The organism is Paenibacillus sp. P13VS (assembly GCF_015143645.1).
Taxonomy (GTDB): domain Bacteria; phylum Bacillota; class Bacilli; order Paenibacillales; family Paenibacillaceae; genus Paenibacillus; species Paenibacillus xylanilyticus_A.
Genome location: NZ_WYEV01000013.1, coordinates 13,819 through 26,365 on the forward strand (window position 1 = coordinate 13,819; position 12,547 = coordinate 26,365).

Below are 12,547 nucleotides of genomic sequence, written 5' to 3' on the forward strand. Positions count from 1 at the left end.
TTTATTTCCTATAAGAATTATATTTCGAGATTTACCTAAGAAAGAGGGATGCTACCATGGACATGAAGTGGCTCGATTGGGCTAAACAGATTCAGGCTATTGCTCAGACCGGTTTAACTTATGGCAATGATGTATACGATATCGAACGCTACGAGGAATTAAGAAAGATTAGTGTGGATATCTTGGCTAACTACACTTCTGTAAACAAGGAGAAGATAGCACTCACTTTCGCGAGTGATTCTGGATACGCAACGCCCAAAGTCGATATTCGGGGTGTTGTTTTCAAGGATAACAAAATCCTTTTGGTACAGGAAAAAATCGATGGTGCCTGGGCCTTGCCAGGGGGCTGGAGCGACATCGGTCTCTCTCCATCGGAAGTAGCCGTGAAGGAAATCAAGGAAGAATCCGGCTTCGATGTCGTGCCCTTGCGCCTATTGGCTGTATTGGATAAGAAATTCCATGGCCATCCGCCCGAACCTTACCATATCTACAAGATGTTTATTCGGTGCGAGATTACAGGTGGTACAGCTGAAACCGGTGTGGAAACCAGTGCAGTCCAGTTCTTCGACAGGCATGATCTGCCTGAGCTTTCGCTTGAAAGAAATACAGCAGAGCAGGTAAAGACCATGTTTGAGTTTCTGGATCATCCCGCCAAAGAAGTCATTTTGGATTAAAGTTGAACACGCCAAATAGCGACTTTCCCGTGAGTAGGGTACAGTCGCTATCTTTCTGTTTATCACAGATTTTGATCTGGACGGATCGTGTTCTCAAGTTCCGTTCCTTTAATCAGGTTCCTTTTGGGAATCGACACATCAAAGGCAGTTCCTTGTCCACTTTTCTCAGCAAATTTGACCGTGATATGCCCCTCCATGGACCGCACAATATCTCGGACATGGGACAGACCGATTCCTGTTGCGGCAATACCTGCCTGATTGAATTTCGTCGTATAGCCAGGCTCGAAAATAATATTTCGCTTGGCTTCAGGTATTCCTTTGCCCGAATCGATGACTGCAAAATGTACATCCTCATCCTGTTCATATACCTGTATCCGAATAGTCCCTTCGAGCTCAATCGCTTCCACAGCATTGGCGATCAGATTGTTCATCACCGTTAAGAGTGGAATGTAAAAAGGCGACTCGCAATCATACTGCTGCTCCATTTGAATTTGTATTCTTTTATCCAGCATCTCAGCGTATTTAAGATTGCCCTTCACGGCAAAATTCAGAACCTCCGACAGGCTCATGTTGACTGCCTTCTCACTGTCATATAGTTTCAGTAGTCCGGCCAGGATGCGCTGCGAGTCTTTCTTCACCTCATGGATCTGCTGAGCAATCCCCAGTGTCCGCTGACTGTATTGATTCATCTCCTGTTCCCTAAGATCCCGATATAGGTCGTAGCTATCCGCCGTTATGTCTTCGATTGTCTTCATGGCCTTTTTCAGATAGAAGACCTCGCCGTAGAGACCGGAGTTTACATTGAGCATTTGCTCCATCCGCTTCTCCTGCTCGGCATGCATGAGCCTCATCTGTCTTACCGCGATACTGTTATACAAACCGCTAATAAAATAACTTCGCAGCCCACCCACAACGAGCAGATACAGCCATTCTCTCATATCGAAGATGCTGGTCCCATTCAATACACCGCGAGTGAAAAGCTCAATGAGATTGGAGGAAAAATCAACACATGTAATTATGCCACCCAGGAGCAGTGGCTGAATCTCGTGGAACCTGTTCTTGAACTTGCTAAGACCATAAGAGAAGGCAATATAATAAATGCCCGCTCCGATGTTGTCATGCAAACTTTCCAGGACCGACATCGAATTCACATCGTACAGTAAATCAATGGATTGCACGATAAAGCTCACGATCCCCGTCAGAATCCCCGTCTTCACATAAGACAGATGCGGCATGATCATAAGCAGGAACAATAGGATACTTACGCCCAAGCCGATTCGAAAATAGTCTTCCTGAAAAGGATTGATCTTAAATTGCGCACCAATGGCTGTAGCCAGGGCAACCGCCGTCATTTGTACATTCTCATTTTTAAGCCAATTACGCATATCTTTCTCCTACATGCCCGATTAGCGCTTGCAAATACCGTTCGGGCTTCTAATGCTGTATATAGTAACATACGCATTCATCTTTAGAAAATGAACGATGTAGCATAGCAGCATCCGAGTCTTTTTTTACTACATTTCCAAAGCCCGTGAACCTGCCTAACAGCCGAAATATTACTTTCAAGTGCGTATATGACTTCAAGGTGCGTACTTCACACCTTTCTTTTGCTGGCTCACAATAATGTACAGGAAAAGAAAGGAGCATGCCCATTGAAACCCAATCAACCTATTACACGCCACACTGCTCTCGTTATTGGTGCGGGCGGAGTCATTGGAAGTAACCTTATTGATTATCTGACGACACTTCCCGAATGGAATGTCATTGGGGTATCACGCCGCGGAGGGCAAAACTCTCCGAGACTTCGTTATATATCGGTGGATTTATTGAATGAAGCCGATACTCAGGCCAAGCTGAGTCCATTGACGACAGTCACTCATATTTTTTATGCTGCTTATCAGGATCGCCCTACATGGGCCGAATTGATACAACCCAACCTGGCAATGCTCGTTAATGTGGTCAATGCCATCGAGCCCATCGCCTCCAACCTCCAGCATATCAGTCTAAAGCAAGGTTATAAGGTATACGGTGCTCATCTGGGCCCGTTCAAAACACCTGCACGGGAAACGGATGCACACCATATGCCACCTGAATTCAATGTGGATCAGCAGCAGTTTCTTGAGAGAAGGCAGCCCGGAAGCGGCTGGACCTGGTCGGCCCTGCGTCCGTCTGTTGTGTGTGGTTTCGCACTCGGCAATCCAATGAATCTCGCCATGGTTATTGGAATATATGCGTCCATCTCCAAGGAACTTGGGCTCCCACTTCGCTTCCCCGGTAAGCCAGGTGCTTACCACTCCCTACTCGAAATGACCGATGCTGCCCTGCTGGCTCGCGCTACCATTTGGGCGGCAACCGACCCCCGCTGCGTCAATCAGGCATTTAATATTACCAACGGTGATTTATTTCGGTGGAATGAACTCTGGCCCAAAATCGCTGCCTTTTTTGAACTGGAAACGGCACCTCCACTGCCGCTCTCGCTCGCCACGGTGATGGCAGACAAAGAAAGTCTGTGGAAATCCATGATTGAGAAGTATGGCTTGATGGAAACCTCCTATGATGACGTCTCTTCCTGGGCCTTCGGCGACTTTGTATTCTCATGGGATTATGATTTCTTCGCAGATGGTTCCAAAGCCCGCCGCTTTGGCTTTCATGATTTTGTTGAAACCGAATCGATGTTTATGGATATATTCGCGAATTTGCGTGAGCGCAGAATCATTCCGTAACGGAATTGGAATATAAAGTGCAAAACAAGCGGATTCCCGAACATCGGGTATCTGCTTGTTTTCTATTTCCCGGTTAACCATCCGAGGTGGGAGGCTTAAACAGGATTTTCGCTCGATTACCGTATACTTTCTCAACATGGGTATCTCCCCATCTGCACATCGAGTGAAGAATCTCCTTAAGAGTCCACCCATATTCCGTTAGCTCATATTCAACCTTCGGTGGAATTTGATGATGGGAAATACGGGATATGATTCCCGCCTCCATAAGTTCACCAAGCTGCTGGGTCAATACTTTCTGAGCAATGGCAGGCATGAGCTTCATCAATTCACCATTACGTTTTTTGCCAAAAGTAAGATGGAACAGAATAACGGGCTTCCATTTGCCGCCAATCACTTCAAGTAAAGCTTCGACCGCAGTATTATATACTTTGATCGGTTCCTGCATATCTCTCCTGCCTCCCTCTATACCCATTTTCCCTTCTAGTCTACAATACAATCCTCTCTGCAATTTAATTATAGACCATGGTACATCGTTATCAGCCAATAAAAAAAGCAGCCCTCGGGGCCGCTGGATATTCTTCATTTCAAGCTCTGCAGAATGTTTTTCATTTTGTTGTAATGCCCGCTTACCCGGTCAACCATGTAGTTATACATGAGCTGGTTCTCCGACAGGTTCGCCATTTCGGCATCAATGTCCACATTATTGCCGTTGTTGTTCATCGTTGTTTCGTTGTTCTCCACAATCCGGTATGGAACGACAGAAGAATTGAGGTCTTTGGCAGGCAGATGCTTCGGATGTGTCCGGTGCATGTCCAGCTCTCTGGTTGTACCATTTTCAACGATACGTCTCAGCGCTTCTTCAAACTCCACCGATTTCTTTTTGTAATTGGGTGTGTCTGCATTGGCAATATTGTCAGTGGTGACCTTGTGCTGCACGTTCAGCACTTGCAAAAGAGATTCATTGCGTCTTGACGTGTTGGATTCAATCACGGCTCAGTCTCCTTCAGAGCATAATGGTGCAGTCCCACTTATCATAAGAAAAAAAGTTGCCCTATGTCAACATCCACTCAATTCTTACATATAAAACTTAACACAACATTACCGATTCAGCTTTTCAAAAATCTCCGCTAGTTTCTCCCGGTCCTGTGCTGTTAGCTTTTCAAATAACGCTCTGCGCAGCTTTTGCCCCTCCATGGATGCTCTGCTAAGAACTTCGGAGCCATCCTCGGTGATATCCAGGTAACTATTGCGGCGATCGGATTCATCAATGACTCTGACAGCCAGTTTCTTTCCGACGAGCTTGTCCGATAAATAACTGAGAGTTGGCGGGGTAAGCCCCAGTACTTTCGCAATATCCGAAGGTCGACTTTTTCCGTTTTGCTTCAAATGGGAAAGCACAAGCACATGAGATACGCCCAGGTCCTCATTAAATGATTTGTTCCACTGTATAATCAACTTGTTGGTGAAGGTATCCATATTGTGTATGATTTCAAAAATTGTTTTCTCTTCCATAACTGCCTCCTCATAAAAAAGACAGCCCCTAATGAAAATTAAGAGCTGTCATTATTCTACACACTATTGTGCGGAGTATCCACCATCAATAACCAGCTCGGAGCCGGTAATATAGGAGGAATCATCAGAAGCCAGGAACAGTGCCGCTTTGGCAATATCCATAGCTTGACCCAGACGCTGTAGAGGCGTTGCCTGAATCAGCCGACCAAGCAGTTCTTGGGACGTGCTAAGGGATTGGGTCATAGGCGTTTCGATAATCCCTGGGAAAAGAGCATTGACACGAATGCCCTGACGTCCGAATGTCGTAGCCGCTGCTTTGGACAACGCACGTACCGCGCCCTTCGACGCCGAGTAGTGATTGAACCCCTGTCCAATCATTGCAGTATACGAAGAAATATTAACGATGGAACCTTTCTTCTGAGCGGCCATATATGGAGTCACATGCTTCATACCCGCAAACGGGCCAAATCCGTTAATGGAAAGCATCTTCTCCCAGTCCTGTGCGTTGATCTCCTCAAATGGTTTTTCGGATGAGATACCTGCATTGTTGACCAAGATATCTATTTTACCAAATCGCTCGTTGACGACCTTCGCCAGTGCCTCCCAGTTCTCGTCTGACGCCACGTTTAATTTCATTCCATATACATTCTGCTTCTGGCTAGCTGTCTCCAGCGCTGCCTCATTAATATCTGCTGCAATCACGATGGCACCTTCCTGTGCAAAAAGATCCACCATGCACTCGCCAATGCCTGAAGCTCCGCCTGTAATAATAGCTACTTTACCTTCCAATTTTCCCATGTCAGTTGCTCCTCACTTTGTTTTGAATGTTTGTTTATAGGAATAAAGCCAGCAATGAAGGCTTATACGCTTTGCATAAATTGCTCAAAATCAGGAACCGTTGGATTAGCGATATAATGCCCGCCTTCCACCTGAATCGTCTGGCCGGTAATAAATTTGGATTCGTCGGAAGCCAGGAATAGGACGGTATGTCCAATATCATCCGGTTCTCCGTGATAAGGCAGTGCATTATATTTTGCAAACATATTCAACACGTCTTGTGGCATGTTATCCTGCGCTGCCGGTGTCAAAATCAGACCGGGTGCAACAGCATTACAACGAATGTTGTGTTTCCCGTATTGGGCTGCAATATACTTGGTAAGATTGACCACACCTGCTTTGGAAGCACCATAAGCCACACGAACGGCATCACCGGTAAAGCCTGCCATGGATGCTGTATTGATGATGGAACCCCCGCCAGCACGGATCATATGAGGAATGGCAAATCTGCAGCCCAGAAGTACACTCTTGAGGTTAACATTCATCAGTCGATCCCACTCATCCAGGTCTACATGGACCACATCCAAATCCTTCTTGAGGTTCGTCAAGCCCACATTGTTAAACAAGCATGTGAGTTTACCGTACCGCTGTGCCGTAAATTCAACCGCTTCTTGAATTGAGGTTTCTTTTGCAGCATCAACAAATATGCCTACGGCATCGCCTCCTCGGAGTTGAATGTTTTTGGCAGCTTCTATAGCCCCATTGACATTAAAATCGGCAATGACGACTTTAGCACCTTCCGCAGCCATCAAGTTGGCTGCGGATAAGCCGATGCCAGAAGCTCCTCCGGTAACTAGCACAACCTTGTCCTTCATTCTGTCCATATTCACCACGCTCCTTATATTTAAGAAACCTGTAATGGTTCTAAGATGATATTATTTAGATATATAACTATTAGATGTCTAAATAATAGCACCAGACTATCCAATATGCAATGGCATGGATACATTTAACTTATTTTGATTATCGCGAGAACTAAAATACCCTGTCCAACGCCCTCATTTGGAATGAAAGGGTCAAACAGGGTATGGATGTACTAACTTAAATAGAATCAGAAAGGTCAGGACGGCGGTTGTCTTCATTGATTAGACTACGGACAAAGGTATCAAAGTCGGGAGCAATCCAGGTGATCTTGTAGTTGTTCCCCTTATCCACATGAACAACCTCAGGCTCACCCGCATTATCCGATGCACGGTAATCCAGCATAATGATCTCAGCGTCCGATGGGCACTTACATAGAACCACACCAATCTCCGGATAGCCATTTTGCTCAATGATCCATCTGCTGCCTTCTTCACCGCACAGGGAATGCTTCTTCTCCTGGCCGATGCCCAGCATTCCCGAAATCTCAATGAGTCTCTTCTCTGCATCTCCCGCCTCGCTGACTGGAACATATCGATAACGAGGGATCCCACCATTATGTAATTTCATCATGTCGACATAAGCTCTAGGCAATTTGAAAACGAGCCGCTCCTCTACCGACTCAACCTGGTCGTCCGTAGGTGAAGGCAGAATCCAGTTCTGCAAAGCTTCGGCATTGTCATCCCAGAAATCCGTGGAATTCGGATCACTAACACTGGGCTGCTCCATGGAGATTGCCGCAACCGAGTGATCTGTCTCCTGAGCTGTCACTTGAGTTATTTCCTCAGCAGGCTTCTCGGCTGTCTTACTGCGAATCCATTCGAGAAACTCCTGTGTATCTTCATCTCCCGGATCCAGTCGGTCTGCTGTTTCAAAGGCCTCACGTGCCTTCTCATATTGCTCCAGGTAATAATATGCCAGACCAATGCGATAATGCCACAAGGGGTCGTCCTGACCCTCTTCGGCAACCGTCAGAAATTGTTCAACTGCCTCTTCGTAACGCTCCAGGTTGTTCAGCGCTCTACCCAAATGACCGATCAGCTCATAGTCGCGCTCTTCCACATCAATGGCTGTAATCGCATCCACAATCTCTTCGAATTCATCCTGTTCATGCCACTCTTCCAGCTGCTCCAATAACTCTTCTCTCATCCTTCGTACCTCCCTGATCATTCGCTCGATATCCCTTGCTGAAAATTATACCATTTATCAGATGGCCTTCTCCAGCAATGCCATTCCTGACCAGTATTCAAGTTGGCTTCATGCCATATTCAGCACGAGCGAATAGGTTGTGAAGATCCAGGAGTTTGCCAGATCGGCTGCTGCATCTCTACTAACCCGCACAGAGGGTTTTAGCTCCTGCACATCATCCGTTGAAGGCCCGCGCTCCGCGATAAGGAAAGCTGATTCCTTCGTTTTTTATAAAAAACCAGAGATCTTATCATCCAATTTCATCGTTATGGAGTATACAAAATGGGGGTGGTATTGGAGCTTTTCCTGTCCTGTAAAGACCTTTGAATTCCTCTGGTGTTACCAGAAACTTAAGCTTATAAAATCCACTGTGTTTCAAGCGATCCATGGTTACCACCCCCTAGTGTGATGTCATACTAATGAATGAATGTAATTCTTCCAGTGTTTATGAAACAGGTCGGTTACCCTTTCCACGCATCCGGCCTATTCTCCTGCTTCATCTTAGGAATACTAAACGTTGCTTCAGCTCTTCCGGATCGGAATCCATATCTCGCTTCTGTACTGCGGCAAGGTGACATCCTTGTGCTCATTCCACAGCATTTCCGGTCCTTCGCTAAGTTCATAATCGGACGAAGGAAACCACTCGGCGTAGATTCGTCCCCACACATCCTGAAGCGTACTCGGAAAGGGGCCAACTGCAGTAAACACAGCCCATGTCGATGCGGGTACTTCCAAGCATGCCAGGCCCTCGGGGGCCACTTGGGTCGTTGCTGCACCGATATAATGATCCAGTTCGCCCTTCTCCTCCATCCGCTCTTCGCTAAAATGAGCCGAAGCACTGATGATCCCCAGCGGCTGAACATTCGACACCCCTTTGATCGTCTCGATCAATTCCGGGGTGAGCTGCTGATACATCGCAGCAATATCGGGGTTTACCCCGTTGAACACGATCGGCACCCTTTTACTGATTCCCACAATCCGAAAGGCTTCCTTCTCTTCAATACGATAGTTCATTTCACTTCCTCCTTGAATGGTCAATTGAAATGTCATCCGGGGGAAGGCCTTGAGCGAAGAGCCATGATTCCTCGCTTCCGAGGGTGTGACCCCATGCATGCTCTGAAATGCCCTGGCGAAGGAATCAGGTGAGGTATATCCATATTTGAGCGCAACATCGATGACTTTGCTGTCATGACTGCTGAGCTCCATTGCTGCGAGCGTCAAGCGCCGGCGACGGATGTACTCCGATAAGGTAATACCACTAAGAAAGGAGAACATTCGTGTAAAATGGTATTCCGAGCAGCAAGCGATTCGCGCGACCTCTTTCATATCCAATGTCTCCGTCAGATTCTCCTCAATATAGGCCAAACCTTCGTTGAGCCTTGCCAGTGTATTTATCATCATTCCCTCCCCCATTGATCCAAGCATAACAAAGCTCTTCTTCCGGCATCCGACATTCCCTGCACCATTCTGCAGGCTGCAATTGATCAGCAGACGGCCAGCATAGACGGCGAATTCTCCATTTTATATCAAGGCCGTTCCTCTTACTTGTCATGTACATATTTTATAGAAAGATCGTTTTGAACCTCACGGATAAGGAGCGCGATCGAATGGGAGCCAGCCCCGGTACAGTCAAGACCAAACAAGGCGTGTCCATCATTGCCTGCACCAAGCGCCAGCATTATATCCATAATCTATTTAAAAATTACAGCCGACAGAAGCACTCCAGGAAAGAGTTGATCGTTATCGTCAATAACGATAATATCCCTCTTGCTCCTTATCAAAGCTTAGCCAAAAAGCTTCGGAACGTACACGTTTTTCGTCTGCCGGAACGTACCTCTCTCGGTGCTTGCCTCAATTATGCGGTCAAGAAAACAAAATACGGCTATATTGCCAAGTTTGATGATGACGATTACTATGCCCCCTACTATTTGACGGAAAGCCTGCAGACCTTCAAGAGAACGAATGCCGATGTCATTGGCAAGCGGGCACATTATCTATATTTAAGAGGATCCAGGAAGCTGCTCCTTCGTTTTCCCCAGGATGAACATCGCCCTGTAACCCTCCTCCCGGGTGCTACGCTTGTCTTTAAACGACATGTATTCAGCCATGTGCAGTTTCCGAATCGAAGCGTCGGTGAAGATGATCTGTTTTGCATAAGAAGTAAACGGAAGGGATACAAGGTATACTCGGGAGGCAGGCATAACTTTGTCGCGATCCGCAGGAAAAACTCTTCCGGCCACACTTGGATCATCAGTGATCGCGAGCTCCTCTCGCAGAGCAAGAAGATCCGAACAGCGAAGCATTATAAGCGATATGTACAGAAAAAACCGAAGGGCCAATTCTGATGGCAGCTGATCTACGCGCTTAATTTAAATTTTTCTTCCACATAGTTAAATTATTTGAAGCATAAGTGAGTCATCAGCTTATTATTTCATAACTCTGTACCGAGTCTACATCCACAAAAAAAGAAGAGCAGCGGAGCTGCCCTTCTTTTTTCGTAAATCATAATCGCTAATTTCAAGCCAGATACTCAGCCATAATCTGCTCGATGTCAAAAGGAGTAACCCCTTGCTCCACCGAATAGACTGTATCTGCCTGATCCAGCGTCTCTACCAGTTCGCCCCGGGCCTTTGCATGAAGCTTGAACAGATCGTACAGATCTGGCTTGCGCAATCCGGTCATGGCTTTGCCCATCAAGACCATTCCCTTTTCATTGCCCTCTACATTGTTGTAATAGTTTGGGTGGCTGGTTAGGGCAAGATCGGTCCAGATCACCGTGCGATCTACCAGATCAAGTATGACAGGAATCGTAATCTGTGTATCGGCTGTAATATCAATTTTGTTAGCCACCGTAGACGGTTCAAAAATCTCACCCGACCCTGGCTTCTTGCGCATCATCCACCCCACGAAGCATTCCGGAAGATCGCAATACGGATGACTCGTGAACGACAGCAATGAAGCAACGACATACCGCCCTCCATAATTAACGATCGACGGAATATGCAGGTCTATGAACTCGCATGCACCCTGCGGAGCCGATACGATATCTCCGCTGTGAACAGCCTTATACTTGGTGGAACGCAGATTCGTATAGGAGATGTGCTCGACATAATTCCAGTTCTCGTCATACATCACCGCAGACAGGTCAATATCAACGCGTCCTGTGTCCTGCCCGTTGACCATGCCTTCCTTCCACCAGTTGAAGAAACGAATCGTATCTCCTTCACCCATGGGTACCCGGCTGCCTCTCACGAGGGTACGCAGGGCCTTGCTCGCGGAACGTTGGGAAAACGGCACGAGATAGTCATGGAGCTGTTCATCGATATACGTCTTACCCAGCGGAGGAAGAGCAGCGAATCGTTCAATCAGAGCCTGCTCGCACAATTGCACAACTTCCCGGCACGTCGCCTCATCCAGCTCTGGCAGCTGATTCGGAACGCCGAATGCCTTTGCCACGTTGCCTTTTGGGAAAAAGACACGAAGATCCTGGGGTTCATTACGCTGGGCAAAATGTTGTCTCACCTGCAGCAGCACCGGCGTCGATACCTGTGCAGTTACCTCACTAAATGCCAACAGTACATAGGCTTCATCCTCGGTGATTCGCAGTAGATGATCCAGTCTTCTGGCAAACTCACCCGGACGCTGTGACAGCAGATCGATCAGGCTCCAGGTGTTGTGATACTGGAACGCCAGCTCCACGCTTCTATTAAAGGTCGCAAACGGCTTGTTATTGCGCAGAATATCAAAGGCTTCTTCGCAGCGAGGATACCGAAGCTTATATTCGGAGGGATGCAGAATCTCCCCCAGACGAACCCAGCGATCCTTATACCGGAGCATATCCTCGGTGATCTGTCCGCATTGCTCCAATAAACCTAGCAATAAACGTCTCTCACGGCGTTTGAAATTGCGGAAGCGTACAGGCGCAGCAAGACTAACATCACCGTTCGACCAGGCAGCAGCCAGACGCAGGACGTCGGTTGCTGTTTTGAAGTATGGGCCGATTCGTTCTAACCTCGCCATTTCATGTTTCAACAGCGAAGCCACCACGAAGCCCACATTCTCCTTGAACGGAATTTCAATAGGCAGTATCGCATCTACCTCATCCGGTTCCGCATGTTCCAGTACGGTATCGATGTCATTCTTGTCCGTCTCCGAAATCGAGCCCTTTGCTTCAATCAGCTGGCGGATGAGTGTTCTGAACCCTTCCTCACTTCCCAAGTGGATCACTTTCAGTTCTGTCTTGTCGGACAAAGGCTGTCTATCAACAGGTTCACGATCAGGATATACCAAGGTTAGGTAGTGAATGATGGCATTGAGATACAGCTCCGCTTCGTCTTCCTGCATGACCTGCATGGGAAATCCCGGATACATCGGTTTGTACTTCACATGTGCCCCGACCATCACTCTCAGATCCGCTACCAACTGAACAACCAAAGCTTCAAACTGTTCCTTGGATAGTCTTCGTACGGCTCGCATCAGTTCATCAGAGAACGTGTATCCCAGCGTTTCAATATTTTTAAGGGCAGTAGCCAGATAAGACTTGGGCAGTTGTTTCTCCCCTTGATGTTCGATAATCAGTTTGTTTGCTCGTCTTAAATAAATGGTGTTATGGTTCATGATAAAAGAGTCCAGGAAAGCTATATCCCTATATAACATGAAAGGTTAGCTTGAGAAGGAAGGAATATAATAGCCTGGACGCCTCCTCTCTTGAATAGAAATCCTTCAGGAGAGCTGCGACCCTATTCATCCAAT

Annotated in this window: 12 protein-coding genes; 3 read left to right on the forward strand and 9 right to left on the reverse strand. The window is 47.0% G+C overall.

All coding sequences use genetic code 11. The annotated features are described in order from the left end of the window. Positions 1–56: 56 nt before the first annotated feature. Positions 57–674: an NUDIX hydrolase gene (locus tag GUA98_RS24645; RefSeq protein ID WP_193724703.1), complete on the forward strand. Its 618-nt coding sequence runs from the start codon at positions 57–59 to the stop codon at positions 672–674. A gap of 62 nt (positions 675–736) precedes the next feature. On the opposite strand, the gene GUA98_RS24650 is transcribed toward GUA98_RS24645, so the two are convergent. After that, complete coding sequence (locus tag GUA98_RS24650) at positions 737–2,059, reverse strand: ATP-binding protein (RefSeq protein ID WP_193724704.1); 1,323 nt, start codon at positions 2,057–2,059, stop codon at positions 737–739. Between the two features lie 267 nt (positions 2,060–2,326). Here GUA98_RS24650 and GUA98_RS24655 point away from each other — a divergent pair, with 267 nt between their 5' ends. Beyond that, the gene (locus GUA98_RS24655) at positions 2,327–3,397 is read left to right on the forward strand and encodes an SDR family oxidoreductase (RefSeq protein ID WP_227780095.1); all 1,071 of its coding nucleotides are present in this window, start codon (positions 2,327–2,329) and stop codon (positions 3,395–3,397) included. Positions 3,398–3,470: 73 nt separating this feature from the next. Here GUA98_RS24655 and GUA98_RS24660 read toward each other — a convergent pair whose 3' ends face one another. The 7 genes from GUA98_RS24660 to GUA98_RS24690 form a co-directional block, all read right to left on the reverse strand. Beyond that, positions 3,471–3,842: a winged helix-turn-helix transcriptional regulator gene (locus GUA98_RS24660; RefSeq protein WP_183523119.1), complete on the reverse strand. Its 372-nt coding sequence runs from the start codon at positions 3,840–3,842 to the stop codon at positions 3,471–3,473. A gap of 134 nt (positions 3,843–3,976) precedes the next feature. After that, a complete protein-coding gene (flgB, locus tag GUA98_RS24665) occupies positions 3,977–4,387 on the reverse strand; it encodes a flagellar basal body rod protein FlgB (RefSeq protein ID WP_193724706.1) in 411 nt (136 codons plus the stop codon). A 108-nt stretch (positions 4,388–4,495) separates the two neighbouring features. Next, positions 4,496–4,909 carry a MarR family winged helix-turn-helix transcriptional regulator gene (locus GUA98_RS24670; RefSeq protein WP_193724707.1) on the reverse strand — a complete coding sequence of 138 codons (414 nt, stop codon included), beginning with the start codon at positions 4,907–4,909 and terminating at the stop codon, positions 4,496–4,498. Positions 4,910–4,972: 63 nt separating this feature from the next. Next, positions 4,973–5,707 carry an SDR family NAD(P)-dependent oxidoreductase gene (locus GUA98_RS24675; RefSeq protein ID WP_127537550.1) on the reverse strand — a complete coding sequence of 245 codons (735 nt, stop codon included), beginning with the start codon at positions 5,705–5,707 and terminating at the stop codon, positions 4,973–4,975. Positions 5,708–5,769: 62 nt separating this feature from the next. Beyond that, entirely contained in the window at positions 5,770–6,570 is an 801-nt protein-coding gene (locus GUA98_RS24680) for an SDR family NAD(P)-dependent oxidoreductase (protein ID WP_193724708.1), read from the reverse strand. 217 nt (positions 6,571–6,787) lie between these two features. Then, the gene (locus GUA98_RS24685) at positions 6,788–7,756 is read right to left on the reverse strand and encodes an SMI1/KNR4 family protein (RefSeq protein WP_193724709.1); all 969 of its coding nucleotides are present in this window, start codon (positions 7,754–7,756) and stop codon (positions 6,788–6,790) included. A gap of 561 nt (positions 7,757–8,317) precedes the next feature. After that, positions 8,318–9,193 carry an AraC family transcriptional regulator gene (locus tag GUA98_RS24690; RefSeq protein WP_415753059.1) on the reverse strand — a complete coding sequence of 292 codons (876 nt, stop codon included), beginning with the start codon at positions 9,191–9,193 and terminating at the stop codon, positions 8,318–8,320. Between the two features lie 209 nt (positions 9,194–9,402). On the opposite strand from GUA98_RS24690, the gene GUA98_RS24695 reads away from it, so the two are divergent. Continuing rightward, positions 9,403–10,140: a glycosyltransferase gene (locus tag GUA98_RS24695; protein WP_193724710.1), complete on the forward strand. Its 738-nt coding sequence runs from the start codon at positions 9,403–9,405 to the stop codon at positions 10,138–10,140. Positions 10,141–10,312: 172 nt separating this feature from the next. Here the strand turns inward: GUA98_RS24695 and GUA98_RS24700 are convergent, their stop codons facing one another. Next, complete coding sequence (locus GUA98_RS24700) at positions 10,313–12,412, reverse strand: TerD family protein (RefSeq protein ID WP_193724711.1); 2,100 nt, start codon at positions 12,410–12,412, stop codon at positions 10,313–10,315. Positions 12,413–12,547 lie beyond the last annotated feature (135 nt).